This window comes from Streptomyces sp. NPDC046862 (assembly GCF_040704615.1).
In the GTDB taxonomy this organism is placed as follows: Bacteria; Actinomycetota; Actinomycetes; order Streptomycetales; family Streptomycetaceae; genus Streptomyces.
Window position 1 is genome coordinate 99,421 of the sequence record NZ_JBEYXP010000034.1, and the last position, 26,069, is coordinate 125,489.

Genomic DNA, 26,069 nt, shown 5'->3' on the forward strand with positions numbered 1-26,069 from the left:
GAACGGAAGCCTGACCTCCAAAGAAACAGCAAAAGAGGTCTGAACAACGGGTCCGGACCAGCCGTACTACACGGCATGCCCCGGCCGGGGGCAGACGCACCGCACTGGAGGGTCGTCCGTTGTTCAGCATCACTGTCCGCGATCACATCATGATCGCCCACAGCTTCCGCGGGGAGGTCTTCGGACCCGCGCAGCGCCTGCACGGCGCCACGTTCCTCGTGGACGCCACCTTCCGGCGCGCCGAGCTGGACGACGACAACATCGTCGTCGACATCGGGCTGGCCACACAGGAGCTCGGGGCCGTGGTGAGCGAGTTGAACTACCGCAACCTCGACAACGAGCCGGACTTCGCGAACACCAACACTTCGACGGAGTTCCTCGCCAAGGTCATCGCCGACCGCCTCGCCGAGCGCATCCACAAGGGAGCCATGGGCGAGGGCGCCAAGGGCCTCGCGGGCATCACCGTCACTCTCCACGAGTCGCACATCGCCTGGGCGAGTTACGAGCGTGGCCTGTGACCGACATGACCATCGACCAGGCGACGGCCGGCGCTGCCCGGGCACCCCGTGACGGACAGGCGAGGCTCGACTACGTTCCCGTCCAGAACGTGGCGCTCAAGAAGGCCGAGATCCTCCCCATGTCCCTGCGCTCCGTGCACTTCGTCATGCCGGGCGGTGTCGACGACCTGTCCCGGCCCAGTGGCGGCAACGCCTACGACCGCCGAATATGCCTCGACCTGCCCGGTTTCGGGTGGCAGGTCGAGAAGCACATGATCGACGGCAACTGGCCCCGGCCCGGCGCGGGCGCCCGCGCCGAACTCGCCCGCACCCTGGCGGACCTGCCCGACGGCACCGTCGTCCTCCTCGACGGGCTCGTCGCCTGCGGTGTCCCCGAGATCGTGGTCCCCGAGGCCGAACGGCTGTGCCTGGCCGTGCTCGTGCACCTGCCGCTCGCCGACGAGACCGGCCTGAAGCCCGAGGAGGCCGCCGAACTCGACGCGCTGGAGCGGACCACCCTGCGGGCCGTGCCCGCCGTGATCGCCACCAGCGACTGGGCCGTACGACGCATCGTGTCCCACCACGGGCTCGCCCCCGAGCGCGTCCACGTCGCCGCCCCCGGCGCCGACATCGCGCCCCTCGCCTCCGGCACCGACGGCGTCTCCCGGCTGCTGTGCGTCGCGGCGGTGACCCCGCGCAAGGGACAGCACCGGCTGGTGGAGGCCCTCGCGGCCGTCACCGAACTGCCGTGGAGCTGTGTGCTGGTGGGCGGACTCGAACAGGACCCCCAGTACGTCGACCACATCCGCGCCCTCATCGAGCGGTTCGGCCTCCAGGACCGGCTGCACCTGGCGGGCCCGCAGGCCGGCGCCGAACTCGACGCCAGCTACGCCTCCGCCGACCTCATGGTCCTCACCTCCTACGCGGAGACCTACGGCATGGCCGTCACCGAGGCCCTCGCCCGAGGCATCCCCGTGCTGGCCACGGACGTCGGCGGACTGCCCGAGGCCGTGGGCCGCGCCCCCGACGGAGGGGTGCCCGGCATCCTCGTACCGCCGGAGAACCCCGCGGCCATCGCGGCCGAACTGCGCGGCTGGTTCGGCGAGGCCGACGTACGGCGCCGCCTCAAGGCCGCCGCCCGTGGCCGCCGGGCCGCGCTGGACGGCTGGGCCAGGACGGCCCGCAGCCTGGCCGGAGTACTGGGACGACTGCGCCACGAACCACGGAAGGCGGCGTGAGATGAGTACGACGACACCCGCTCCGGTCACCGGAGCCGACTCGGCTTCCACAGGGGCCAGCCTGAGCCTCGCCGGACGCGGTGAGGGAACCGCCGCAGCTCCGAGCGCGCCACCCGAGGAACACGGATACGCGCCCCAGTGGCTTGAGTTGCGTGAGCCCGCCGACGCCGCCGCCCGCGCCGCCGACCTCCTCGACCCGCTGCGCATCCGGCTCGCGAACCTGCCGGGACGGGCCACGGGCCTGGTCGTCCACGACCTCGGTTGCGGCACCGGCTCGATGGGCCGCTGGCTCGCGCCCCGCATCGACGGAGCCCAGCGGTGGGTGCTGCACGACCACGACGCGGACCTGCTGCGCCTGGCCACCGCGCGGGCACCCCGTGCGGCGGGCGACGGCAGCCCCGTCACGGTCACCACGCGACGCGGTGACCTCGCGCGGCTGACGGCGGCAGACCTGGCCGGTGCCTCGCTCGTCACGGCCTCCGCCCTGCTCGACGTCCTCACCCGGGACGAGATCGGCGCGCTGGCCGAGGCCTGTGTGGGCGTCGGCTGCCCGGTCCTGCTGACGCTGTCCGTGGCCGGCCGGGTGGAGTTCACGCCCTCGCACCCCCTGGACACCGAGATCGCCGACGCCTTCAACGCCCACCAGCGGCGGGGCGATCTGCTCGGCCCCGACGCGGTCACCGTGGCCTGCGAGGCCTTCTCCGAGCGGGGCGCGACCGTGCGGCTGCACCCGAGCGCCTGGAAACTCGGCCCGGAGCACGCCGCGTTGACGCAGGAGTGGCTGCGCGGCTGGGTCGGCGCCGCGATCGAACAGCGCCCCGAGCTCAAGGAGCGCGCCGAGGCGTACCTGGAGCAGCGACTGGAACAGTGCGCTGCGGGCGAGCTGCGGGTGGTGGTCCACCACAGCGACCTCCTCGCCCTGCCCCGGATGACGGGCGGGACGTCATGAGCGCGCCGGTGGAGGAAGCGGTCGAGACACATCGACGGGTCGGCGCCGAACGCGTCGCACCGCGTGGGGTACGGACGTGCCGCACGCCGGACGCCGCCCTCCCCGACGTGACCCTGCGCACCTGCTCCTCCACCACGAACCCGCGCAGGGCGGTCCCGTCCGACGCCGATCCGCGCACGGCGGCCGTGCCGGACCCGCTCCGGCAGGAGGCGCCCGCCGCCGAACAGCCGGCGGCCGGGGCCCGCCCCACCGCGAAGGTGCTCCGCGCCCTGCGCACCCACTTCGGCACCCTCGCCGGGACCGCCATCATGGGCGTACTGGTCTGGCGGCTCGGCACCGGTGTCTTCCTCGACGGGCTGCGGCGCGTCGACGCCCTGACCCTGACCGCCGCGCTCGCCATCGGCGCGGTCACCACCGTGTTCAGCGCCTGGCGCTGGTGCGTGGTGGCACGCGGACTGGGCATCCGGCTGCCGCTGGGCCCCGCCGTCGCGGACTACTACCGCGCGCTGTTCCTCAACGCGGCCCTGCCCGGCGGCGTCCTCGGGGACGTCCACCGTGCCGTACGGCACGGGCAGAGCTCCGGCGACATGGGGCGCGGCGTGCGCGCGGTCGTCCTGGAACGGACCGCGGGACAGGTCGCGCTGGCCATGGTCGGCGTAACGGTCCTGCTGACCCAGCCCTCCCCGGTGCTGGCCCAGACCCGCCGGGGCACCGCCCTGCTGGGCCTCGCCGCGCTGGGCGCGCTCGCGATCTGGGCGGCGGTCCGAATGGGTCGCACCACCGGGCCCTCACGCCGGGGCCGCGCCCTGCGCGCGCTGCTCGTCGAGGCGCGTGGCGCCCTGCTCGGCCGCGGCAACTGGCCCGCCGTGGTGATCTCGTCCGTGGCGGTGCTCGCCGGATACGTCGCGACGTTCCTGCTCGCCGCCCGGGCCGCCGGAACCGGCGCCTCCACGGCCGAACTGGTGCCGCTCGCGGTGCTGGCGCTGCTCGCCATGGCCCTGCCGCTGAACGTCGGCGGCTGGGGCCCCCGGGAGGGCGTCACCGCCTGGTCGTTCGCGGCGGCGGGCCTCGGCGCCTCCCAGGGGCTGACCGTGGCCGTGGTGTACGGCGTGCTCAGCTTCGCGGCCGCCCTGCCCGGCGTGTTCGTACTGGTCGCGCGCTGGTATCAGGCCCTGCGCGCGAAGAGGGTCCGTCAGGAGGAGGCGACCACGGAGAAGTACGCCCCGAAGGACTCCACCAGCTCCGCCAGAAGCTCCTTGCCCTTCACGGCGGACGCCATCGAAGGACGGCCGATGACACCGGACTCGGTGTAGGCCGGCATACCGAGGGAGAGGAGATGACGGCGGTCGTCGGCAAGCAGATCGGCGCTTTCGTAACCGGGCCGGACCAATTCGGGATGGCAATGCAGAAGTATGGAGGTCTCAATTTCTCCCGCATGCATATCACTGAGCAGCGAGGTCTCGACACCCGCCCGTTCCCGCGCGGCGTCCCAGTCCTCCATCGCCGGGAAGAGCGCCATGCGATGTCCCTCGGCGGTGGATTCCTGTACCACGTTTCCCAGGACGTAATTCCCGCCGTGCCCGTTGACCACCACCAGCGCCTCGACACCCGACCGGCGCAGGGAGGCCGCGATGTCCCGTACGACGGCGTGCAGGGTCACGGCGGAGATGCTCACCGTCCCCGGCCAGGCAGCGTGCTCGTGCGAGCAGGAGATGGTCACGGGCGGCAGCAGGTGCACCGGGTACGCCGCGGCGACCTCCCGGGCTATCGCACAGGCGACCAGCGTGTCGGTGGCGAGCGGCAGGTACGGACCGTGCTGTTCGAGGCTTCCGACGGGAAGCACGGCGACCTGCCGGGCCACGCCCGCTCCTCGCTCCCGTACGTCCTCGGTGGTGTCCGCCGGCACCAGAGCGGATACCGTCGGCAGCGGCTTCTGTGGAGTCGGCTGCGTTCCCGAACTGCTCATGTTTTCCCGGCCTTTCGTGTCTGTTGATGCTCCGGCATCTTCGCATGACGCCACGGTTTACCAGATAGGAACCAGATCATGACCGAAACTGTTGACGTACTCGGCGCGAATGCCCAGTCCTCCGGTGCCGTACGCGTGGTGAATGCGCCCCTGCCCACCGTGTACGGCGATTTCGAGGCCGTCGGCTATCTCGACCAGGACCGCGGTGAGGAACAAGTCGCGCTCGTGTACGGCGACATCAGTGCCGCCGGAGGTGAGGGAATTCTCACGCGACTGCACTCGGAGTGCCTGACCGGTGACGCGTTCGGGTCCCAGCACTGCGAGTGCGGCGACCAGCTCGACAGCGCGCTGCGGTCCATCGTGGCCGAGGGCCGGGGCATCCTCGTCTATCTGCGCGGGCACGAGGGCCGTGGCATCGGCCTCCTCGCCAAGCTGCAGGCGATGAAGCTCCAGTCGGAGGGCCTCGACACGGTGGAGGCGAACATCGCGCTCGGGCTGCCGGTGGACGCCCGTGACTACCGGGTCGCGGCGGAGATGCTGCACGATCTCGGTGTGCGGTCGGTGCGGCTGATGTCGAACAACCCGCGCAAGCGGGAGGCGTTGCTGCGGCACGGGATCCAGGTGTCCGAGCAGGTGCCGTTGCTGATCACTCCGTGTGAGGACAACATCGCGTATCTGCGGACCAAGGCGGAGCGGTTGGACCACTATCTGCCTCACCTGGAGGCTGCGGTTCGTTCTTCTTGAGGCTGCTTGCTGTCTGCGGGTTGAACGTGGTTGCTCGCGCCCACGCGGCGGAGCCGCATATTCAGGACAGCCCCGCGCCCCTTTCAGGGGCGCGGCCTCGCCCTCGCGCCGCCGCATGAACCGTCCCCGGCCGTGGAAGACCTGACTGAGGTCGAACAGACAACCGGGGAAAGGGGCCGTGCCCGTGACGCAGGAGCTCCTCCGCGCACGCGTCGTCGTCATCGGCGGCGGTGTGATGGGCACGAGCATCGCCTACCACCTCGCTCGCGCCGGCGTGCCCGACGTCGTGGTCGTCGAGCGTGACGAGCTGGCCTCCGGCTCGACCGCACGGGCCGCGGGCGGTGTCCGCGCCCAGTTCTCCGACGAGCTCAACATCCAGCTCGGCGCCCGCAGCCTGGAGGCGTTCGCGCGCTTCGGCGAGGAGCCGGGCCACGACATCGGGCTGCACCGCGTCGGCTACCTCTTCCTGCTGTCGACCGAGGCGGAGGTCGCCGCCTTCGAGGCGGGCGTCCGGCTGCAGAACTCCCTCGGCGTGCCCAGCCGCCTGCTCGACCCGGCCGAGGCCCGGGCGCTGTCCCCGCTGATCACCACCGACGGCCTGCTGGCCGCCGCGTTCTCGCCCGACGACGGGCACTGCACCCCCGAGTCCGTGGTCCACGGCTACGCGGCGGGAGCCCGCCGCCACGGCGCGACCGTGCTGCGGCACTGCGAGGTCACCGGCATCGAGACCCGCGGCGACACCATCACGGCGGTGACCACCAGCCACGGCCGCATCACCACCGACACCGTCGTGTGCGCGGCCGGACCCTGGTCCCGGGCCGTGGGAGCCATGGCGGGCGTCGACCTCCCGGTGGAGCCGCTGCGCCGTCAGATCGCCGTCACCGAGCCGGTCCCGGACCTGCCGCCGGACCTCCCCATGACGATCGACTTCCATAGCAGCTTCTACTTCCACGCCGAGGGCCCCGGCCTCCTCGTCGGCATGTCCGACCCCGACGAGACCCCCGGCTTCGCCACGGAGACCCACGACCGCTGGATCCCCCGCCTGTACGAGGCCATGGAACAACGCGCACCGGGCCTGCTCGACCTGCGCCGCACGGGCGGCTGGGCGGGGCTGTACGAGATCACCCCGGACCACAACGCGCTCATCGGCGAGGCGCGTTCCTGCTCCCGCTTCCTGTACGCCACCGGGTTCTCCGGTCACGGATTCCTTCAGGGCCCGGCCGTCGGCGAGGTGGTCCGCGACCTGTACCTGGGCCGCGTACCCTTCGTCGACATCAGCCCCCTGAGCGTCGACCGGTTCGCCGCCGACGCCGCGCGCCCGGAGGTCAACCTGGTATGACCCAGCTCCACCTGTGGCTCCGCCACGAGTTCCGTACCACCGAACGCCGTACCCCGATCGTCCCCTCGGACGCCGCGCGGCTCGTCGAGAACGGCATCACGCTGACGGTGGAGGAGTCGCCCCAGCGGATCTTCCCGATCGAGGAGTACGAGGCGGTCGGGTGCCGTGTCACGGCGGCGGGCTCCTGGATCACGGCACCCCGTGAGGCGGTGATCGTCGGGCTCAAGGAACTCCCCGACGAACCCGCCGAGTTGACCCACCGCCACATCTTCTTCGGGCACGCGTACAAGGGGCAGCCCGGGGCCCAGGCGCTGCTGCACCGGTTCGTCGCCGGTGGCGGATCGCTGCTCGACCTGGAGTACCTGGTCGACGACGAGGGCCGCCGGCTCGCCGCCTTCGGGTACTGGGCCGGATACATCGGCGCGGCCCTCGCCGTGCTGCACCACCGGGGCGTGCTCGACACTCCGCTGCGGCCCACGGACAGGGAGGAACTGGAGGAACGGCTCCGCGCGTCCCCGGGGAAGGTGGACGCGCTGGTGATCGGCGCGCTGGGCCGCAGCGGACGTGGGGCGCGTGTCGCGCTCGGCGAGGCCGGGATCATCCCGACCAGCTGGGACCTGGCCGAGACCCGCGACCTGGACCGGCGGGCCCTCCTCGACCACGAGCTGATGGTCAACACGGTGCTGACGACCCGGCCGGTGCCGCCCTTCCTGACGGACAAGGACCTGGACGAGCCCGACCGCAGACTGCGCACACTCTCGGACGTCACGGTCGACGTCGGCTCACCCATGAACGTCCTGCCGGTCTACGACACGACCACGGACTGGGAACACCCCGTGCGGCGCCTGCGCGAGCGGCCCCCGCTCGACCTCATCGCCATCGACAATCTGCCGTCCCTGCTGCCGCGCGAGGCCAGCACCGACTTCTCGGGCTCACTGTTGACACAGTTGCTGGACTTCGGCGTCACCGGGCCGTGGGGCCGCTGCCTGGCCCGCTTCCACGAGGCGTTGCGTGAATCCGGTATCGCAGGAGGGGAGTTCGACGATGACTGAGGGCGCGAGCGGGACCGCGAACGTGGCCGTCCCCGCGAGCGGTACGGTCCACTGGATCGGTGCGGGACTGTCCACGGGCAGCGGCCTCGCCGCCCTGTGTATCGCCGCCGACCGCGTACGGCTCTGGCACCGCACGGAGGAACGGGGGGCGGACGCCCTGGCGGCCCTGGGGCTGACGGGCCGCGCCGAGCCCCGCGGGTACTCGCTCCCCGCGCTCGCGGCCGAACTCGCCCCGGGAGACGTGGTCGTCTCCATGCTCCCGGCCCCGGAACACGGACCGCTGCTGGCCACCGCCATCGAGCGGCGGGCCCACTTCGCCTGCTCCAGCTACGTCTCCGACGCGGTCCTCGCCCAGGTGCCGGCGGCCGAGTCCTCCGGCCTGACCGTCCTCACCGAGGCCGGCCTGGACCCCGGCATCGACCACCTGTTCGCGCACAGCCTGGTCGCGCGGGCCGAGCGGGCGGTGGGCGCCGACACGGCGGCCACGTACACCCTCACCTCGTACTGCGGCGGCATCCCGGCCGTGCCGAACGACTTCAAGTACCGCTTCAGCTGGGCGCCGGCCGGGGTGCTGGGCGCCCTGCGCGCACCGGCCCGCTACATCGAGGACGGCGCCGAGACGACGGCGGCCCGCCCCTGGGAGGCGACCCGGCCCCACGTGATCGACGGTGAGACCTTCGAGGCGTACCCCAACCGCGACAGCGTCCCGTTCGTCGCGCAGTACGCCCTCCCCGCCGCCTGGAAGCCCCGCACCTTCGTCCGCGGCACCCTCCGCCTCGACGGCTGGCTGACGGCCTGGGCGCCGGTCTTCGCGGAGCTGGAGCGCGGCGACGACGAGCGCATCGCCGCGCTGGCCCGCGAGCTGGCGGCGACGCACCCCACCACCGACGACGACCGTGACCGTGTCGTCCTCGCGGTGTCCCTCGACGTGACGGGCGGGTCGGGCGAGACGTGGTCGGGCCGTTACCTGCTCGACGCCGTCGGCTCCGCCGAGGAGAGCGCCATGGCGCGCTGCGTCTCCCGGCCCCTGGCCCTCGGCATAGGGCACATCCTCGACGGCTCCCTCCCGCCGGGGCTCAGCAGGGCGGCGGAGACTGCTGAGCGGTCGGAGGAGTGGTTGGCCGAACTGGCAAGTGACGGCGTCGAGTTCACGTTCCAGGAGGGAGCGGGCTGAGCCGCCTGTTCCGGAGGGAGCGGGCTGAGCCGCCCGCTCCCGGAAGCCCCCGCTGCCTCAGCCCACCACCGCCTCGTACACCAGTCGCCGCAGATCGAGGATGACCGTGCTGGAGGAGGTCGGCCGCAGCTGCGTCATGAACTGGGCCGTCAGGTCCCGCTCCGGGTCGACCCAGAAGGTCGTCGTGGCGACGCCGCTCCAGCCGAACGTGCCCCGGGGGAACGGGGTGTCGGTCGCCTCGGGATCGATGACGACGGACACCCCCAGGCCGAAGCCCACGCCCGCGTTGGTCGGCAGCTGGTGAGGTGCGCTGCCGAAGGAGCGCAGGTCCGCGTTGCCCGGGAGCTGGTTGGAGGCCATGGTCTCCACGGACTCCGGGGAGAGCAGGCGGGTGCCGTCGAGTTCGCCGCGGCGGCGCAGGAACTCCATGAAGCGGTGGAAGTCCTGGGCCGTGGCCGCCATGCCCCCGCTGCCGGACAGGAAGCGCGGGCGGCCGTGCAGCGGGAGGCCGGGGATCGGGGTGATGCCGCCGGTGTCCGCCTCCCCGTACAACTCCGAGAGCCGCGGGGCCTGTTCGGGGGTGATGGACAGACCCGAGTCCGTCATGCCCAGCGGGCCGAAGATCCGCTCGGTGAAGAACTCGTCGAGGTCCCGGCCGGAGACCACCTCGATGACGCGGCCGAGGACGTTCGAGGAGACCGAGTAGTTCCACTGCGTGCCCGGCTCGAACTGCAGCGGCAGGCTCGCGTACACGTCGCACGTACGGGCGAGGTCGGCGCCCGAGGGGACGGAGTTCTCCAGGCCCGCGTCGCGGTAGAGGGCGTCGACCGGGTGGGAGTGGTAGAAGCCGAACGTCAGGCCCGAGGTGTGGGTCATGAGGTGGCGGACCAGGAGCGGCTGCTGCGCCGGGCGGGTGACGGTCTCGGTACCGGAGCCCGACTCGTACACCCGCGGTTCGGCGAAGGCCGGGATGTACCGGGACACCGGGTCGTCCAGACCCAGGAGGCCCTCCTCGACCAGCATCAGCGCGGCAACCGACGTGACAGGCTTGGTCATCGAGTAGATCCGCCAGATGGTGTCGCTCTCCACGGGCAGCCCGGCCTCGCGGTCGCGGTGGCCGTACGCCGTGAGGTGGGCGACCTGGCCGTGCCGGGCGACGGAGACGAGGTAGCCCGGCAGCCGGCCGTCGTCGACCAGGCGGGCGAAGTGCTCGTCCAGCCGGGCCAGGCCCTTCGGGTCGAGGCCGACCGACCTCGGCTCCACCTCTTGTCGCAGTCGTCCCATGACTCACCTCCGGTGCGGCCCGGGCGCTCCCGCGACCCGGGCCACGCTCTTCGCTCCGGCTCGACGGTCCGATCCGCTCCACGGCTCACGAACCGTCCTTCCTCTCATGGTCCCTTACGGACGGTGAGTCAACCCTCGTGGGGGCCACCGGTCCGGGCAGCCTGGAGCAGAGCGCGCCGCCGAGCGCCGCCCCGCACGCCAGTGCCATGAGCGCGGGCCCGGGCGCCATCCCGCCCGGCACACCGACCACCCGGCCGGACACCCCGGCCGCCCCGCCGGACACGCCGACCACCGCGGTGGCCACCGCCACCCCGAGCGTCGGGCCGATGTTCAGCGCGGTCTGCTGGAGCCCGCCCGCCACCCCGGCCGATTCCGCCGGGACGTCCCGTACGACGACCGCCGTCGCCGTCACCATCACGGCACCGAAACCGGCCCCCACCAGCAGGAAGCCGCCGCTGATGCCGACTGCCGGCGTGCCCGCGCCGATCCGGGACAGCACGAGGACGCCGAGGGTCAGGAGCCCCATTCCCGCGAGCGCCGTCGGACGGGCACCCCATCGGCGCAGCAGCACGGCGGCGAGCGGCGCGGCCGGCACCATCGCCACGGCTCCCGGCAGCGCGGTCAGGCTCGTGCGCAGCGGATCCATGCCGAGGACGTCCTGCAGGGCGTAGCTGCTGACGAACATCGTGCCGAGCATCGCGGCCGACGCGGCCACGAGCACACCGAGCGCCGCACCGACGGTCGCCGAGCCCAGCACCCCGGGCGGCAGCAGGGGATCGGCGGTGCGCCGCTCCCGGCGTACGAACGCGACGGCCGCGCCCGCCGTGGCGAGCAGCCCGAGCACCGTCCCCGCCGTGAGGCCCCCGGCCGTCGCGCCGACCAGCGTGTGCACCAGAGCCCCGAGGGCCACCGCGAGCAGACCGGCACCGGGCAGGTCGAGGCCCACGGCGCCGGTCCGCCGCCGGGCCGGGGCCCGCACGGTCAGCGCCGCCAGGCCCAGCACGAGCGCCGGCACGACATTAAGGAAGAACACCGACCGCCAGCCCAGATGGGTGACCAGCACCCCGCCGACCAGGGGACCGGCCGCGGCCGCCACCCCGATGGCACTGGTGCGCAGCGCGAGCGGCATCCCCAGCCGGTCGGGCGGGTACACGGCGCGCAGCATGCCCAGGGTGGCGGGCTGCAGCAGTGCGCCGAAGACGCCCTGGGCCACCCGCAGCGCGATCACCCAGCCGACGCCGGACGCGCACCCGATGCCCGCCGACGCCGCTCCGAACCCCAGCATCCCGACGGCGAACACCCGGTGGTGACCGTGGCGGTCCCCGAGACGCCCCGCGAAGACCAGCAGGCTCGCCACCGCGATGAGGTAGGCGGTGCTGGTCCACTGCACCTGGGTGAAGGAGGCGCGCAGGTCGCGCTGGAGAGTGGGCTGCGCGATGGTGAGCACCGTTCCGTCGAGGGCGACGATCACGGCGCCGAGCACGCTGCTCGCGAGGGTGAGGCGGCGGTGCGGTGCCGCGGTTCCGGTCGGCGCCATCGCTCCGTCCGCCGCTGTCGGCGCCCTCATCCTTCCTGCCCCAGATGGGCGTCCAGCGCGGTGCGAAGGAGGGGTGCGACGTCGTCGGCGCCCGTCGTCAGCTGGAGGCTGCCCCAGGTCCACAGCTGGGCGATGCCGTACAGGTTCGCGAGGAGCGAGCCCGAGACGAGGCGGGCGTCGGCGTCCGGGCGGGCGCGGCCGACGAGGTCCGTCAGCAGTGCGAAGAGCGGCAGGCTCGTGTCCCGCAGCCCCAACGCGTTGCTCTCCAGCAGGTCGTGACGGAACATCAGCTCGTGCATGCCCCGTCGGGTGAGCGCGAAGTCCAGGTACACGCGCCCCAGCGTCGCCAGTTGCTCGCGCGGGCTCGCCGTGCCGTCGCCGATCGCGGCCGCGCCCCTGGCGGACAGGTCCTCGAAACCCCGGCGCGCGATGGCGGACAACAGCTCCAGGTGGGTGGGGAAGTAACGGCGGGGCGCCCCGTGCGAGACGCCCGCACGACGGGCGATCTCCCTGAGGGACAGCGCCTGCACGCCTTCCGCGGTCACCAGTTCGACGCCGACCTCGATCAGACGGGTGCGCAGCCCGCCGTCCTGTTCACTGGCAGATGGCATAGACAGTGTCTACCACCGAGGGGTAGACACTGTCTACGCGGAATTCCCGGCGGCCACCGGCCGTTGATCAGACATGACCCAGGACGCGAAGGAAGCCGACGGCGTGCCCGACGCCGCGCGCGACGCGCAGAACGCACTGCTCGGGCTGCTCTCCGAGTACAAGGGCGGGGTACTGGTGACCCTCAAGGCCGACGGCCGCCCCCAGCTCTCCAACGTCAACCACGCGTACTACCCCGACGAGCGGACGGTGCGCGTCTCGATCACGGACTCCCGGGCCAAGACCCGCAACATGCGCCGGGACCCCCGGGTGTCGTACCACGTGACCAGCGAGGACCGGTGGGCGTACACGGTCGTCGAGGGCACGGCCGATCTGACCCCGGTCGCCGAGGACCCGTACGACGAGACGGTCGAGGAGCTCATCCGGCTCTACCGGGACGTCAGCGGCGAGCACCCCGACTGGGACGACTACCGAGCGGCCATGGTCCGCGACCGACGGCTCGTCCTGCGGCTCAGGGTGGAGCGGGCGTACGGGGCGCCCAGACGCTAGGCTCTGCCCGGTATCCCGCTAGGTCCCACGTACGTGTCTTTCCGAACTGTCTGAAAGGGCTGGTCGTGACGCTCGGCATGGTGCTCGGTCTGGTGCTCGGCGACGTCGCCTCGCGCGCTTCGACGCGGGAGCCCTGAGGACCCGTCCGCTCTGATGCCCCCGCCCGTGCCGCAGCACGGGCCCTCAGTGCTGCTCCTCGTCGAAGTGCGGCTTCGTACCCCGCACGTTCGAACACGAGGAGTACGTGGTGTCCACGATCCGCTGGACCGAAGACCGCACCCCCCGATCCGCCCGATGGCACTCCGAGAACGCGACGCCGCCGCCCGGCCGGATCGTCGTCGCGGACGACCGCATGAACGCCGCCACCGCCCACCGACTGGCCTGCGAGGGCTCGGCGTTGCTGTGGCGCGGCGACTTCCACAACGCCCGCAGGCTCCTTCAGGCGATGGGCCGTCGCGTCGACCGGAAACGTCCCGGTCACGGTGACAGCCCCGCGGAGTCCTTCCACCTGTACCGCCGTTCCCGCCGCCACCGCGCCCGTGTGCTGGGCAGGCTCCTGGTGCTGCTGGAGGACGACCACTCCCTGGCCCTTCGCCGGGCCCCGGACACACGCCGGGCGTGCGCCGAGGCGTACGGGACGCCGCACGGGCCGATGGCGGTCTCCCTCACCGAGCTGCTGGGGGTGATCGGCGCGCACCAGTGGCGCACGAACGGCGTCGAGGTACCGGCCCTCGGCGCTCGGGTTCATCCGCACTACGGTGTGTTCTCCCCGGTCAGGGGCGAGTACGTCGACCTGGTCGCGCGGGCGCCCCTCCCGGGGAGCCCGGGTGTCGCGTTCGACCTCGGCACGGGTACGGGCGTGCTCGCGGCCGTGCTGGCCCGCCGGGGGAGCGGCCGCGTCGTCGCCACCGACATCAACCCGCGCGCCCTGGCCTGCGCGCGCGACAACGTCCGCCGGCTGCGCCTCACGGGGCGTGTCGAGGTGGTCGAGGGCCCCTGTCTCTATCCCGACGGGCGTGCCGACCTGGTGGTCTGCAACCCGCCCTGGGTTCCCGCGCGCCCCACCTCCGACGTCGAGTACGGCGTGTACGACCGGGACGGGGACATGCTCCGCCGCTTCCTCGACGGTCTGGCCGCCCACCTCCGACCCGGAGGCGAGGGCTGGCTCGTGCTGTCGGACCTGGCCGAGCGCCTGGGCCTCAGGACGCGCGGAGAGCTGATGGCCGGCATCGAGGCGGCCGGGTTGCGCGTGGTGGACCGGACCGACACCAGGCCCCGGCATCCCCGAGCCCGGGACATGGCGGATCCCCTCCACGCCGCCAGGGCGGCGGAGATCACGTCGCTCTGGCGTCTGGCCCGTCACTGATCACCGATCACGCGGCGAGTCCCCGAACCCCCATGGGCGTTCGGGGACTCGCCGCGTGATCAGGCCGCGACCGTCTCCCGGCCCGCCTTCTCACGCGAGGCGCGCTCGCCGAGGAGTTCCGTCGGGATCCGGTGGGTCTCGCGGGCGGTGAGGGCCGCGAGGACCGGCGGGACGCACAGGGCGGCGGTGAAGAGGGCCACGGCGGACCAGTCGTCACCGCCCGGGCCGGCGATCTGCGCGGCGAAGGTCACGGCGAACCCGGCGACCGCGAAACCGATCTGCGTGCCGATGGCCATGCCGGACAGGCGGACGCGGGTGGAGAACATCTCGCCGTAGAAGGAGGGCCAGATGCCGTTCGCCGCCGAGTAGACGACACCGAAGGTGAGGATGCCGAGAACCAGGACCAGCGGGTAGGAGCCGGTGGAGATCGCCCACAGGTAGACGAACATCATGACCGCGCTGCCGGCGGCGCCGATCAGGTAGACCGGGCGGCGGCCGATACGGTCGGACAGCACGGCCCACGCCGGGATCGCGCCGAGCGCGACGAGGTTGGCGAGCGCGCCCACCCACAGCATCGAGGAGCGGGACAGCCCGACCGCGTCGCTCGTGCCGTACGCGAGCGCCCACACCGTGAAGATCGTGGAGACCGAGGCGATCAGCGCGCCCGCGATCACCCGGAGCACGTCCGCCCAGTGCTCGCGCAGCAGGACGGCCAGCGGAAGCTTCACGACACCCTCGGACCGCGTCTGCTGGGTGAAGGCCGGAGTCTCCTCCAGGGTGCGCCGGATGACGTAGCCGACGACGGCGACACCGATGCTCAGCCAGAAGGGAACCCGCCAGCCCCAGGACAGCAGCTGGTCGTCGGGGAGCGCGGCGACCGGGATGAAGACCAGGGTGGCGAGCAGCTGCCCGCCCTGGGTGCCGCTGAGGGTGAAACTGGTGAAGAAGCCCCGGCGGTTCGGTGGCGCGTGTTCCAGGGTCATCGAGTTGGCGCTGGCCTGCTCGCCGGCCGCCGAGATGCCCTGCAGGACACGGCAGAGCACGAGGAGGACGGGCGCGAGCGTACCGACCTGGTCCCGCGTCGGCAGACAGCCGATGAGGAACGTCGACAGACCCATCAGGACGAGCGTGAAGACCATGATCTTCTTGCGGCCGAGCCGGTCACCGAAGTGTCCGAGGAAGAGTGCGCCGACCGGCCGCGCCGCGTAGGCGACGCCGAACGTGGCGAGCGACAGCAGGGTCGCCGTGGCCGGGTCGGACTCGTCGAAGAAGACCTCGGGGAAGATCAGCGCGGCGGCGCTGCCGTAGATGAAGAAGTCGTAGTACTCCAGGGCGCTGCCGATCCACGCGGCCGTCGCGGCCTTCTTCGGCTGGCCGGGTGGCGCGTCGAGGGGTGCGGCGGGGACAGACGACACGGCGTGCTCCTTCGAGGGAACTCCACCGTAGGTGGAGTGAGCGGAGGGGAGAGGTGCCGGATCCCTGGGGGTGACGGGTCGGCCGGGCCGGGCGCTACCCGGTTAATTAACCCACTGGATAGTTAGTAGTGGTTGGCCAGTGATGTTGCGCCGACGTTTCCCGGGTGTCAAGGGGTTCTGCGGAAGGGGCGCCGTCAGCCCCTGGTCCGCTCCGCCGTCAATCCGTGTCGGTCCGCCGTCAATCGGTGGTTCGGTCCGCCGTCAGGTACGCGATGACCATGTCGCCGAGCATGGTCCGGTAGTGCTCGCGCTGGCCGGCGGCGACCAGGTCACGGCCGAAGAGGGCGCCGAAGGTGTGCCGGTTGGAGACCCGGAAGAAGCAGAACGCGCTGATCATCGCGTGCAGGTCCACGGCGTCCACGTCCGCCGTGAACAGGCCCGACGTCCGGCCCGACTCCAGGATGCGGCGGATGACCTCCAGCGCCGGGGAGCCGATCTTCCCGAGCTCCTCGGACGCGGCGATGTGCTCGGCCTCGTGGATGTTCTCGATGCTGACCAGGCGGATGAAGTCGGGGTGCGCCTCGTGGTGGTCGAAGGTCAGCTCGGCGAGCCGCCGGATGGCCGCGACCGGGTCCAGGTGCTCGACGTCCAGTTCCTGCTCGGCCTGCCGGATCACGGAGTACGCGCGCTCCAGCACGGCCGTGAACAGCTGCTCCTTGCCGCCGAAGTAGTAGTAGATCATCCGCTTCGTGGTGCGGGTGCGGGCCGCGATCTCGTCGACGCGCGCCCCGGCGTACCCGGCACGGGCGAACTCCCTCGTCGCCACGTCGAGGATCTCGGCCTTCGTGCGGGCCGCGTCGCGCAGCCGCCCGCCGGAACGGGCCGGCTCTTCGACAGTGGTCATGGGGTTTCCTCGGATTCCTCGGGTTCCATCGGGCGGGAGGCGGGGGCCTTTCCCGGTCGGCCCCGGTGACCCCGATCGAGGTCCAGTGTCCGCGATGAAGGGCTTCCGGTGCCCGCGATTGTAGAAGCAGGTGTCTGTCGTTCCAGGGGGCGCGGGGCGTCCGGGTCTCTCCGGGCGGGGACCGGCCTCTTCCCAGGACTCCGGACGGGCTGATATGAGTAACGTACTAGTTCGTACATTAGTGAGCCGCTCGCAGGAGGCGCGCAGTGCCCCAGGACTCGTATCTCGTCGGTCTCATCGGGTCGGGCATCGGACCCTCGCTCAGCCCAGCGCTGCACGAGCGCGAGGCCGACCGGCAGGGCCTGCGCTACGTGTACCGCCTGATCGACATCCACACACTGGGCGTGGCCCCCGAAGCGGTGGGGGACCTCGTGCGCGCCGCCCGCGACCTCGGTTTCGACGGGCTGAACATCACGCATCCGTGCAAGCAGCTCGTCATCGAGCACCTCGACGCGCTCGCCCCCCAGGCCGAGGCGCTCGGCGCGGTCAACACCGTCGTCTTCGCGGACGGCCGAGCCATCGGCCACAACACGGACGTCACCGGCTTCGCGGCCTCCTTCGCCCGCGGCCTGCCCGACGTCCCGCTGGAGCGCGTGGTCCAGCTGGGCGCCGGAGGCGCGGGCGCGGCCGTCGCCCACGCCACGCTCACCCTCGGCGCGGAGCACGTCACCGTGGTGGACGCGATGCCGGACCGGGCCGCTGACCTCGCCGCGTCCCTGAACCGGCGCTTCGGTCCGGGCCGCGCGGCCGCGGCGTCTCTCGATGCCCTGCCCCGGCTGCTGGCCGGAGCCGACGGGGTCGTGCACGCGACGCCCACGGGGATGGCCGCGCATCCTGGGCTGCCGTTTCCCGCGGAGCTGCTGCGGTCGGGGTTGTGGGTTGCGGAGGTGGTGTACCGGCCGTTGGAGACGGAGCTGTTGCGGGCCGCGCGGGAGGTTGGCTGCGCCACGCTGGACGGGGGTGGGATGGCTGTTTTCCAGGCTGCGGACGCGTTCCGTCTGTTCACCGGCCGGGAGCCGGACGCTGGGCGGATGCTGGCGGACATTGGGGAGTTGGCCGGTGTTGCGAGTGTCCGTAACTGAGCGCCGTGCGGGTGATGCGGTAGTTCGGCTGCCGGTCGTTTGTGGCTGGTCGCGCCCACGCGGCGGAGCCGCACCGTGACACAGCCCCGCGCCCCCTTGGGGGCGCGCTGCCGGAACCCAAGTCTTGAAGGAGCACCGTCCATGCGTACCTCCATCGCCACCGTCTCCCTCAGCGGTTCCCTCACCGAGAAGCTCACGGCCGCCTCCCGGGCGGGCTTCGACGGGGTCGAGATCTTCGAGAACGATCTGCTCGCCAGCCCCCTCACCCCCGAGGACATCCGCGCCCGCTGTGCCGACCTGGGCCTGGGCATCGACCTCTACCAGCCGATGCGTGACGTCGAGGCCGTGCCGCCGGAGGAGTTCGCCCGCAACCTGCGGCGCGCCCGTCACAAGTTCGAACTGATGGGGCGCCTCGGCGCCGACACCGTCCTCGTCTGCTCCAGCGTCTCCCCGCTCGCAGAGGACCACGACGCGCTCGCCGCCGCCCAGCTGCGCCAACTGGCAGACCTGGCCCAGGACTTCGGCATCCGCGTCGCGTACGAGGCACTGGCGTGGGGGCGCCACGTCAACACGTACGACCACGCCTGGCGCATCGTCGAGGCAGCTGACCATCCGGCGCTCGGCACCTGCCTGGACAGCTTCCACATCCTCGCCCGCGGCTCTGAACCCAAGGACCTCGAAGGCATCGCGGACATCCCCGGCGAGAAGATCTTCTTCCTGCAACTCGCCGACGCGCCCCTCATGGCGATGGACGTCCTGCAGTGGAGCCGCCACTACCGCTGCTTCCCCGGGCAGGGCGGCCTCGACGTCACCGGCCTGCTCCGGCACGTCGTCGCGGCCGGCTATCAGGGCCCGTTGTCCCTGGAGATCTTCAACGACGTGTTCCGGCAGGCCGAGGCGGGCCCCACGGCCGTCGACGCGCACCGTTCCCTCCTCGTCCTGCAGGAGGCGGCCGGCCTGGCCGCGCTGCCCGCACCCGTCGTCCCCGCGGGCGCGGCCTTCGTCGAACTCGTCACCGCCGACACCGAACCCGCCTCCGCGCTCCTCGGTGCCCTCGGCTTCGCCCGGACGGCCCGCCACCGCAGCAAGCCCGTGGACCTGTGGCAGCAGGGCGAGGCCCGCGTCCTCGTCAACACGGGCCCGGCCGCCCGCCGTGACGGGACCGCCCTCGCCGCGATCGGTCTGGAGTCCCCCGACCCGGCCGGTGCCGCCCGCCGCGCCGAGGCCCTCCTCGCCCCCGTGCTGCCGCGCCGACGTGCTCCCGAGGACGCGCTCCTCGACGCGGTGGCCGCCCCCGACGGCACCGAACTCTTCCTCGTCGCCACGCGAGAAGCGGCGACACGGCCCGAACTCCCCGACTGGCGTGCCGACTTCATGGACCTACCGCACAAGGACGCGACCACCCACGGAGTCACCCGCATCGACCACCTGGCCCTCACCCAGCCCTGGCACGAGTTCGACGAGGCGGTCCTCTTCCACCGCAGTGTGCTAGGACTCCACGCCCAGGAGAGCGTCGACGTCGCCGACCCCTACGGACTGCACCGCAGCCGCGCGGTCACCAACGCCGACGGCAGCGTCCGTATCGCCCTGAGCGTCGGCCCCGCCCCCACCGACGACGGCGCCCGCGCCCAGCACATCGCGCTCGCCACCGACGACATCGTCGCGACGGCCCGCGCCTTCCGCGCAGCCGGCGGACGCCTGCTGCCGGTGCCCGCGAACTACCACGACGACCTGGCCGCCCGGTACGAGTTCCCCGACGGCGAACTGGAGACGTACCGCGAACTGGGCATCCTCTACGACCGGGACGCGCACGGCGAGTTCCGGCACTGCTACACCCGCACGATCGGCCGCGTCTTCTTCGAACTCGTCCAGCGCGACGGCGGCTACCGCGGCTACGGCGCCCAGAACGCACCCGTCCGGCTGGCAGCGCAGCACGCCGTGCGGTGACTCACTGGCGGCTGACGGACCTGGAGACGCCGGCGAGTACCGTCGTGGCCAGGATCCAGCCCGTGATGATCAGGACGTAGGACAGCGTCTGGTACCAGCCCTCCGGGGCGAACGCGCCCTCCTGTCCGAAGGAGATCACCGGCAACAGCAGGTCCAGCGTGTAGAACACCGGGTTGAAGGGCGGGGCCTCGGACGGCTTCAGCGGTGTGGGCGGGTGCAGTCCGTACGCGACCGAGCCGATGGTGAGCAGGGAGAGCAGCCAGACGCAGGCGCGCAACGGCCGGAAGCCGTAGCCGACGGTGGCGTCCTGGAGGTAGCCCCACAGCGCGCCGTACCAGGGGAGCGTGGAGCGGTGGCGACGCTGCTTCGCCAGTTGGACCAGCCGGGCGGCCCGGTCGTCGCCGATGCGGCGGTAGGCGGCGGTCAACTGCTCGTAGGCGTGCGGGACGTACCCCTCGCGGTCCCGCTCCAGCATCGGCAGACGACGCTCGGCGGGCTCGTGGGGGATGAGCGTGGTGTAGACGAGGCTGTTGAGGAGGACCACGTCCGGTACCGCGTCCGGTTCCAGGAACAGGACGTCGACCTGGGTGCGGCGCAGATTGAGTCTGCCGTGCAGGGACGCGTTCCCCCGCAGCCAGAGTTCCCCGAACGAGCAGCCGCTCGCCCGCAGCGCCGCCTCCTCGGGGTTCGACAGGTGGGTGTGCGACAGGTCGAGGCGCCCCGCGACACGGGCGCCGCCCAGACCGATCCAGCCGAGCGCCTCCACACGCCGCATGAGGACGTCGCCCTCCACGACGAGGGTCTGCGCGTCGAGGACGGCGCCCCCCGGGTGATGGAGCCGCGCGCCGTCGAGGGTGACCGACCCGGCGACGGTGGCGCCGTCGAGCCGCACCTCGCCGTGCGTGCGCAGCCCGTTCGCGCATATCTCGTCCTCGACGGTCACGTGCTTGAGCTGCAGCGCGGGCTGCGGCCCGGCCGGTGCGGTGACCTCCGTGCGCTCCAGGTACAACGCTCCCGAGATCTGCGCCCCACCGAGGCGGACCGGCCCGTGGAACCGGCAGCCCGACAACCGCAGGCTGCCGTCCACCCGGACGCGTGCCGACCCCAGACCGGGAAGAACGGAGTCGCTCAGGTTCAGGTAGCTCAGGTTCGCACCGGAGAGGTCGGGAGTGTCGTCGAAGCGGCAGTGACTCAGACGCACGACGCTGTCGACCGTCGCGTACCGCAGGTCCAGGACCCCGGTGATCCGCGCACCCGCGACCTTGAGCGCGGCGACCTCCCCCTCCTCCCGCTCCGCCTTGAGCAGCAGCGCCCGCAGCACGCTCGCCCGTACGGTCCGCTCCGGCCCCCACCCGTCTGAGAGCGAGGCGTCCTCGTCGTCAGCCGTACGGAAGTCCACGGCCCCGCCCCGGGGAAACGCCCGCCACACCCGTGCCTCGGCCGGCGTCAGATCGTTGATCTCACTCACGCCCGGACTCTGACGCGACCCCTCCGAGCTGTCAACTCGCCGTGGCTGTCCGCGATTCCGTACCACCGATCACCCACCGGTCACTCACCGCGCACTACACCCGGTCCCACACCTCCCCGTGCCCGCGGTGCGCGTCGGTCAGCCCGTTCGTGAAGTACCGCTCGTAGTACTCGGTCTCGACGTGGTGCGCCTGGAGCCAGACACCCGGGACGTGGATCGCGTCCGTGTGCGCCGGGAAGCGGCGGTGCGTGCGCCAGATGTACTCGCAGACGTCCCGCGCACAGTCGATCACGCGCTCCTCGTACTCGCTCGCCTCGGCGAGGTACCGCTGCCCGTAGTCCTCCTTGTAGATCCGGGCGAAGACGTCCTTGTCGGCGTACGTGCCGCCCTGGCCGAACTTCTCCCGGATGATCGCGTCCACCGCGTCCGACATCGAGCGGTACGCGGGCGGGCACGCGGCCGCGATGAGCGGTTCGCCGCCGCGTGAGCGCAGACCGACCGGGTGGGAGCGGACATCGGCGTACTTCGGCAACGGGATGTGCCAGCGCCACAGATCGCCGAGCCGCCAGCGCGGGGTGGCGAAGCTGAAGCCGAGCATCCTGCCGTACTTCCGCGAGAACTTCGGGTCGCCCAGCGCGATCTGCGGACTGATCGAGGCGTGGATCCAGGCCCCCAGCCCCATCGCCTCCGCCGTCAGCATCAGGTTCTGCAGCAGCAGGTCAGCCTCGATCTGCGTACGCATGGGGCCGAGCGCGCCGAGCGGCAGCTTCAGGTCCTTGTTGAGGAAGCCGCTGTCGACCCACTTCCGCACCCCGGCCGGACGGTAGAAGTTGCGGTCGTCGACCAGGGTCGGGCGCGCCCCGTCCGGCTGGGTGAGCAGATACATGAGCGCGTTGACGTACTGGTGCGACAGGTCGACGACCGGGAAGAACAGCGTCGTCCCGGGCAGGTTGGACAGGAACCGGTTCGAGTCCAGGTACGCCGGGAAGTCCCGCTGCCCCTCGTCGACGTCGAGGCGGTGGTCCAGTACCTTCACCTTCGCCGCGCGGGCCCGCGCGATCAGGGTGTCGGCGTCGAAGGGCTCCCGCGGCGCGGGCGGCAGCCGCCGCAGGAAGTACGTCCCCGAGTCGTTGATCATGAAGAAGTGGGTGCCCTGGGCGTTGTCCGGGCTGCCCGCGGTCCGGCCCGCCATGGTCAGGTTGGGCTTGGCCATGATGGGCTTGCCGTCCCGCGGGTCGTCGAAGGGCCGGTCCGGCATGGTCAGCCCGGTGCACCCGGTGATGGCGATGAGTACCGCCTCCTCCAGCTCCGACAGCGGCTGCGCGGTGTGCGGCGAGGAGTAGGTCATGGTGCCGGCGGGCACCGAAGCGCCCCGGCTGACCCGATGGGTGCGGCGCCGCCAGACCGTTTCCAGCAGCGGACGCCGGAGCAGGTCGTCGAGCCCAGGGTGCCCCTGGGGCGCGCTCGCGTACTCCGGCTGGTCGTCGATGACTGTCATGTGCTTCCCCCGTTGACTGTTATCGCTCAGACCTGGGCAGGTCTTGTTGCTCGGACCCGGTCAGGCCTTCTCCCTCAGACCCCGTCAGGTCTCCTCACTCACGCCTCCGTTGCCCGCCGGCCGGACCGTGCGCCACGGCGCGAACGCGCTCGCCTCACGCGGCAGCAGGGCCGCGAGTTCCGGGCAGTGGCGCAGGATCACCGAGTTCATGCCGCCCTTCTCCACCCAGTCGATACCGAGCGGGGTGTAGATCTCGGGCCGGTAGTCGACCGTCAGGAACCGGTCGCTCTGCAGCCGGCGGCTGGCCATGAGGATGAAGACGCGGAACGCGGTGTCGCTGAACCCGAATCCCGTCGGCGGGTTCTCCGCGAACAGTCCCACCACGGTGTCGATCTCGTCGACCGAGCGGTAGACGTCCTTCAGCCGGGCCACGGTCTCCGGGTTCTCCGACACTTCCTCGAAGGAGCGCAGACGCGGCTTGTGCAGGCCCGCGCGGAAGTCGTTGTAGCGGGGCACGCCCCGTCGCCGCGTCCGGACCAGGTCGACGACCGAGAGGTCGATGATCTCGCCGTCCCGCTCGAAGTGCTGGAGCGCACGCGGGAAGTTGTGCAGCGTGATCGCGCCGGGATGGGCGATCCCGAACGAGTACAGCGAGTTCGCCAGCCCCGTCTTGCGGATCTGCGTCTCCGCCGCGCCACCATGGATGTCGAGGAAGCCCACGGTCTGAAGGCGCTGCCCGAAGCTGTGCTCGCGCAGCTCGAAGTCGTCCGGGATCAGCGGGTGCATGCGGTAGACGGTCGTGAAGTCCTCGGTCAGCGAGTACGGCGCCGTGTGGTGGTCCGGCAGCGTCTTGGGGATTCCGGTCAGCGAGTGCGCCTCGAACAGCCACAGGCCCAACTGGTTCAGCCAACTCCTCGGCGGTCCCTGCCAGTTGGTCTTGAGCCCGATGTCGATGGCCTCGGTGGCGAGGATCGCCGGCGTCCACTCGACGGTGTGGATCTTGGCGATCAGCGCCGAGACCACCAGCCGCGCCGTGTGGTAGATCCGCTCCTCACCCATCGACGGGTACTCGGCGCGCAGCGCGTCGCACACCGCGTTGTGCTCGCGCGCGAACAGCGTGTGCATCGCGCTCAGGCCCATCCACCAGCTCTCGTTGAACCCGGTGAGCGGTACGCCGTTCGCCCCGCCCGGCAGATGGCCGTCCTCAAGACGGAGCCCCGCGCCACCGCCGGGCTCGCGCAGGAAGCGCGCGGTCTGCTCGTCCGCGCCGTACACCTCCGAGCCGTCCCACCAGTGGGAGGCGTAGTTGCCGAACAGGATCGGCGGGTGGTCGCCCGGCTGCTCCAGCCCCTCGTTCTCGGCGATCCGCATGACCCTCTCGGCGGGCCCACCGGGCGTGTTGTGCCAGGGTTCGGAGCCGGGCGGCAGCGGCACCTCCACGCTGCGGTCACCGAGCTTGTAGCGGCGGTGGTTGACCCAGTCGTGCACCTGGAACTGGATCCACGCGGCGGCCAGCACGTTGAGCGAGGTCGCCGGCACGAAGCTCTCCCGGTACAGCAGCTCACGGCTGACCGTGACCGGGTTCGGCACATCGAAGAGATCCGGCCGGTGGACGGGCTTCAGATTGCGCCCGAAGGCGGCCCCGACGGCCCCCATCCTCGGATCGGACAGATCGTTGTACGTCCCGTCGTACGACCGCTCCGTACGCAGTCGCTCCGGTACGGGCTCCGGGACGGACTGGGCCTTCGGCGGAGCCTCGCGCACCTCGGCGTCGATCAGATTGAGCCGCCGCAGCACCTTGCGCAGGAACACCAGGTTCAGCAGGCTCAGCGACACGGGCAGCCGGTGCCAGGGTATGTACCGGTTCAGCAGTGCGAAGGCGGCGCCCACGGGCCGGTCGAGCAACCGGTTCTGAAGCGGCTCCCGCGTGACGAAGCGCTGCCCGAGCCGGTGGGCGCTGCTCGCCCGGTACGCGGCCTTGCGGGCCCGGTTGATGTTGCCGAGCGGGCGGAACTCGTCGGTCGTGTACCAGGGGTTGAAGGCGAGGTCCTCGATCCGCCGGACGGCGGCACGGGCCTCGGCGCTGCCCAGGTCCTGCCTGGGGATGGTGAGCCGGGCTATCGCCAACGCCGGCGCGACGGAGTCCCTCCACTCCACGGAGGCGTCCTCGACCGGTGTGTGCCGCTCGTCCACGTACCGCTGCACGCACAGCTCGAACACGACGTCCGTCTTCGCGAGCCGCCTCGTGAACTCCCGTCGCAGGAACTGGGGGTCCCGGCGGTCGGAGGTGGCCGTGGGAGGGGTGCCGGGTGCCGGGCGCAGGAGATAGCGCACGGGGCCGGCGTCCCCCCACAGTATGGCGCCCCGGCTCCAGTACGTCTCTGTCGCGAGGGAGCTGACGGTGCGTCGGGTGGCGGCCCGGACGTTCTTGCGCATCCTGTTCGCCGTTCCGAGCCCCACGGCCAGCGGCAGCTTCACGAACAGCCCGAACGCCTTGCCGAGCGGGCTCTTGGCTCCCGCCATCGCCTTGGCGAAGGCCACGAACTCGCGCGCGTTGCGGGCGTGCGAGACGGGGTGGCTGGTCGCGAGCAGGTCGTGACTCTCGTCCTGCGACACCCGCACCCGCACGGCGGCGCCGCGCAGGTCGGGCGCGCCGTCGCCCTGGCGGATGCCGCTCGCGTTGGAGAGCCGCACGGTGGCGTTGTACTCGGCGCCGGGTTGTGCGAACCCGACCCGCAGGGCCGGGGGGAGATCGTCGTGGAAGCGGAGGTGGGCGTTTTCCACGCCCACCGGGGACTTGGCGTGGAAGGCGCGGGCTGTGGCGCCGCCTCCGGCGCGGCGGTTCCTGACCTGGACGTTCATCAACTCCCGTGCCAGCCGCTCGAACACGAGCCGCTCGGCCTCGGGGCTGCCGCCTTCGTACCGCTCGTACCGCTGGTCCTGCTGCCCGGACTCTGCCATCTGCCGTTTCCTTCGTACGTACGGATGCGAACGTGACGGGGGGCAAAGTGGGGGCCCGCACACGCTACCGGCGGGGGCCTGCCGCCGGCAGCGACGGTTCGCGCCATGTCGAACATCTACGGAGAAACGTGCGGATGGCGGCAAATGGGCATGTCAAGGCTGTAGTCGAACGTATGTAGGAGTCCCTGGAGGGTGCTCACATCCCAGCGGTCCCATGGGAGGGGGTGTGGCGGTGGCTCTTTTCTCGCCCCCGCCGCCCTACCCGTCCCATCCTCCAGGGGCTCCGCCCCTTCGACCCCGTTCGGGGGCCAGGGGCGCGGGGAACTGCGCGGGTCTTTAGGGGCGCGGGGAACTGCGCGACCAGCCACACCCAACCCGCACCAACCCACCCACCCCAACCACCCCCCCACCCGGGGGTCTGGGGGCGGAG

20 protein-coding genes and 1 pseudogene are annotated in these 26,069 nt (G+C 71.9%); 12 read left to right on the forward strand and 9 right to left on the reverse strand.

Features of this window, described 5'->3' with window-relative positions; all coding sequences use genetic code 11:
• The first annotated feature begins 119 nt into the window (after positions 1 to 119).
• From AB0959_RS32370 to AB0959_RS32385, 4 genes and pseudogenes are all read left to right on the forward strand, one after another.
• Positions 120 to 518, forward strand: a complete 399-nt coding sequence (locus AB0959_RS32370; protein WP_366830244.1) for a 6-carboxytetrahydropterin synthase — start codon at positions 120 to 122, stop codon at positions 516 to 518.
• 5 nt (positions 519 to 523) lie between these two features.
• Complete coding sequence (locus AB0959_RS32375; protein WP_366830245.1) at positions 524 to 1,735, forward strand: glycosyltransferase family 4 protein; 1,212 nt, start codon at positions 524 to 526, stop codon at positions 1,733 to 1,735.
• Between the two features lies 1 nt (position 1,736).
• Complete coding sequence (locus tag AB0959_RS32380; protein WP_366830246.1) at positions 1,737 to 2,684, forward strand: class I SAM-dependent methyltransferase; 948 nt, start codon at positions 1,737 to 1,739, stop codon at positions 2,682 to 2,684.
• Positions 2,685 to 2,992: 308 nt separating this feature from the next.
• Positions 2,993 to 3,757, forward strand: a pseudogene (locus AB0959_RS32385) (lysylphosphatidylglycerol synthase transmembrane domain-containing protein); the annotation flags it as partial.
• Positions 3,758 to 3,876: 119 nt separating this feature from the next.
• Here AB0959_RS32385 and AB0959_RS32390 read toward each other — a convergent pair.
• Complete coding sequence (locus AB0959_RS32390; protein ID WP_366830247.1) at positions 3,877 to 4,650, reverse strand: creatininase family protein; 774 nt, start codon at positions 4,648 to 4,650, stop codon at positions 3,877 to 3,879.
• 78 nt (positions 4,651 to 4,728) lie between these two features.
• Here AB0959_RS32390 and ribA point away from each other — a divergent pair, with 78 nt between their 5' ends.
• The 4 genes from ribA (at position 4,729) to AB0959_RS32410 (ending at position 8,959) form a co-directional block, all read left to right on the forward strand.
• Positions 4,729 to 5,394 carry a GTP cyclohydrolase II gene (ribA, locus tag AB0959_RS32395; protein ID WP_366830248.1) on the forward strand — a complete coding sequence of 222 codons (666 nt, stop codon included), beginning with the start codon at positions 4,729 to 4,731 and terminating at the stop codon, positions 5,392 to 5,394.
• Between the two features lie 184 nt (positions 5,395 to 5,578).
• Positions 5,579 to 6,733 carry an FAD-binding oxidoreductase gene (locus AB0959_RS32400; RefSeq protein WP_366830249.1) on the forward strand — a complete coding sequence of 385 codons (1,155 nt, stop codon included), beginning with the start codon at positions 5,579 to 5,581 and terminating at the stop codon, positions 6,731 to 6,733.
• Positions 6,730 to 7,785 (forward strand): saccharopine dehydrogenase, encoded by a 1,056-nt coding sequence (locus AB0959_RS32405; RefSeq protein ID WP_366830250.1) that lies wholly within the window; start codon positions 6,730 to 6,732, stop codon positions 7,783 to 7,785. The genes AB0959_RS32400 and AB0959_RS32405 overlap by 4 nt, the downstream gene beginning before the upstream one ends.
• Positions 7,778 to 8,959: a saccharopine dehydrogenase family protein gene (locus AB0959_RS32410; protein WP_366830251.1), complete on the forward strand. Its 1,182-nt coding sequence runs from the start codon at positions 7,778 to 7,780 to the stop codon at positions 8,957 to 8,959. Before AB0959_RS32405 ends, AB0959_RS32410 begins: the two co-directional genes overlap by 8 nt.
• Positions 8,960 to 9,016: 57 nt before the next feature.
• Here AB0959_RS32410 and AB0959_RS32415 read toward each other — a convergent pair whose 3' ends face one another.
• The 3 genes from AB0959_RS32415 to AB0959_RS32425 form a co-directional block, all read right to left on the reverse strand.
• Positions 9,017 to 10,243 (reverse strand): serine hydrolase domain-containing protein, encoded by a 1,227-nt coding sequence (locus AB0959_RS32415; RefSeq protein WP_366830252.1) that lies wholly within the window; start codon positions 10,241 to 10,243, stop codon positions 9,017 to 9,019.
• An 85-nt stretch (positions 10,244 to 10,328) separates the two neighbouring features.
• The gene (locus tag AB0959_RS32420; protein ID WP_366830253.1) at positions 10,329 to 11,810 is read right to left on the reverse strand and encodes an MFS transporter; all 1,482 of its coding nucleotides are present in this window, start codon (positions 11,808 to 11,810) and stop codon (positions 10,329 to 10,331) included.
• A complete protein-coding gene (locus AB0959_RS32425; protein WP_366830254.1) occupies positions 11,807 to 12,391 on the reverse strand; it encodes a TetR/AcrR family transcriptional regulator in 585 nt (194 codons plus the stop codon). Before AB0959_RS32425 ends, AB0959_RS32420 begins: the two co-directional genes overlap by 4 nt.
• A 73-nt stretch (positions 12,392 to 12,464) precedes the next feature.
• On the opposite strand from AB0959_RS32425, the gene AB0959_RS32430 reads away from it, so the two are divergent.
• Both AB0959_RS32430 and AB0959_RS32435 read left to right on the forward strand, forming a co-directional pair.
• Positions 12,465 to 12,938, forward strand: a complete 474-nt coding sequence (locus tag AB0959_RS32430; RefSeq protein WP_366830255.1) for a PPOX class F420-dependent oxidoreductase — start codon at positions 12,465 to 12,467, stop codon at positions 12,936 to 12,938.
• Between the two features lie 247 nt (positions 12,939 to 13,185).
• Complete coding sequence (locus AB0959_RS32435) at positions 13,186 to 14,304, forward strand: class I SAM-dependent methyltransferase (protein ID WP_366830256.1); 1,119 nt, start codon at positions 13,186 to 13,188, stop codon at positions 14,302 to 14,304.
• Between the two features lie 59 nt (positions 14,305 to 14,363).
• Here AB0959_RS32435 and AB0959_RS32440 read toward each other — a convergent pair whose 3' ends face one another.
• Together AB0959_RS32440 and AB0959_RS32445 are read right to left on the reverse strand one after the other, a co-directional pair.
• The gene (locus AB0959_RS32440) at positions 14,364 to 15,719 is read right to left on the reverse strand and encodes an MFS transporter (RefSeq protein WP_366830257.1); all 1,356 of its coding nucleotides are present in this window, start codon (positions 15,717 to 15,719) and stop codon (positions 14,364 to 14,366) included.
• A 238-nt stretch (positions 15,720 to 15,957) separates the two neighbouring features.
• On the reverse strand, positions 15,958 to 16,623 hold the full coding sequence (locus AB0959_RS32445) for a TetR/AcrR family transcriptional regulator (RefSeq protein WP_366830258.1): 666 nt from the start codon (positions 16,621 to 16,623) through the stop codon (positions 15,958 to 15,960).
• Between the two features lie 266 nt (positions 16,624 to 16,889).
• On the opposite strand from AB0959_RS32445, the gene AB0959_RS32450 reads away from it, so the two are divergent.
• Together AB0959_RS32450 and AB0959_RS32455 are read left to right on the forward strand one after the other, a co-directional pair.
• Positions 16,890 to 17,765, forward strand: coding sequence for a shikimate dehydrogenase (locus AB0959_RS32450; protein ID WP_366830259.1), 876 nt, complete (start codon positions 16,890 to 16,892; stop codon positions 17,763 to 17,765).
• Positions 17,766 to 17,906: 141 nt separating this feature from the next.
• Positions 17,907 to 19,712: a TIM barrel protein gene (locus tag AB0959_RS32455; protein WP_366830260.1), complete on the forward strand. Its 1,806-nt coding sequence runs from the start codon at positions 17,907 to 17,909 to the stop codon at positions 19,710 to 19,712.
• A 1-nt stretch (position 19,713) separates the two neighbouring features.
• Here AB0959_RS32455 and AB0959_RS32460 read toward each other — a convergent pair whose 3' ends face one another.
• From AB0959_RS32460 to AB0959_RS32470, 3 genes are all read right to left on the reverse strand, one after another.
• Complete coding sequence (locus AB0959_RS32460) at positions 19,714 to 21,180, reverse strand: membrane-associated oxidoreductase (RefSeq protein ID WP_366830261.1); 1,467 nt, start codon at positions 21,178 to 21,180, stop codon at positions 19,714 to 19,716.
• A gap of 94 nt (positions 21,181 to 21,274) precedes the next feature.
• Positions 21,275 to 22,678 (reverse strand): hypothetical protein, encoded by a 1,404-nt coding sequence (locus tag AB0959_RS32465; RefSeq protein ID WP_366830262.1) that lies wholly within the window; start codon positions 22,676 to 22,678, stop codon positions 21,275 to 21,277.
• Between the two features lie 84 nt (positions 22,679 to 22,762).
• Complete coding sequence (locus tag AB0959_RS32470) at positions 22,763 to 25,639, reverse strand: peroxidase family protein (protein ID WP_366830263.1); 2,877 nt, start codon at positions 25,637 to 25,639, stop codon at positions 22,763 to 22,765.
• Between the last annotated feature and the right edge of the window lie 430 nt (positions 25,640 to 26,069).

Bases quoted from the DNA above. Each gene is read 5' to 3' on its own strand.
- AB0959_RS32380 (WP_366830246.1), top strand. From the start codon at position 1,737: ATGAGTACGACGACACCCGCTCCGGTCACCGGAGCCGACTCGGCTTCC.
- AB0959_RS32445 (WP_366830258.1), bottom strand. From the start codon at position 16,623: ATGACCACTGTCGAAGAGCCGGCCCGTTCCGGCGGGCGGCTGCGCGAC.
- AB0959_RS32375 (WP_366830245.1), top strand. From the start codon at position 524: ATGACCATCGACCAGGCGACGGCCGGCGCTGCCCGGGCACCCCGTGAC.
- AB0959_RS32425 (WP_366830254.1), bottom strand. From the start codon at position 12,391: ATGCCATCTGCCAGTGAACAGGACGGCGGGCTGCGCACCCGTCTGATC.
- ribA (WP_366830248.1), top strand. From the start codon at position 4,729: ATGACCGAAACTGTTGACGTACTCGGCGCGAATGCCCAGTCCTCCGGT.
- AB0959_RS32420 (WP_366830253.1), bottom strand. From the start codon at position 11,810: ATGAGGGCGCCGACAGCGGCGGACGGAGCGATGGCGCCGACCGGAACC.
- AB0959_RS32470 (WP_366830263.1), bottom strand. From the start codon at position 25,639: ATGGCAGAGTCCGGGCAGCAGGACCAGCGGTACGAGCGGTACGAAGGC.
- AB0959_RS32465 (WP_366830262.1), bottom strand. From the start codon at position 22,678: ATGACAGTCATCGACGACCAGCCGGAGTACGCGAGCGCGCCCCAGGGG.
- AB0959_RS32430 (WP_366830255.1), top strand. From the start codon at position 12,465: ATGACCCAGGACGCGAAGGAAGCCGACGGCGTGCCCGACGCCGCGCGC.
- AB0959_RS32410 (WP_366830251.1), top strand. From the start codon at position 7,778: ATGACTGAGGGCGCGAGCGGGACCGCGAACGTGGCCGTCCCCGCGAGC.
- AB0959_RS32405 (WP_366830250.1), top strand. From the start codon at position 6,730: ATGACCCAGCTCCACCTGTGGCTCCGCCACGAGTTCCGTACCACCGAA.
- AB0959_RS32455 (WP_366830260.1), top strand. From the start codon at position 17,907: ATGCGTACCTCCATCGCCACCGTCTCCCTCAGCGGTTCCCTCACCGAG.
- AB0959_RS32390 (WP_366830247.1), bottom strand. From the start codon at position 4,650: ATGAGCAGTTCGGGAACGCAGCCGACTCCACAGAAGCCGCTGCCGACG.
- AB0959_RS32415 (WP_366830252.1), bottom strand. From the start codon at position 10,243: ATGGGACGACTGCGACAAGAGGTGGAGCCGAGGTCGGTCGGCCTCGAC.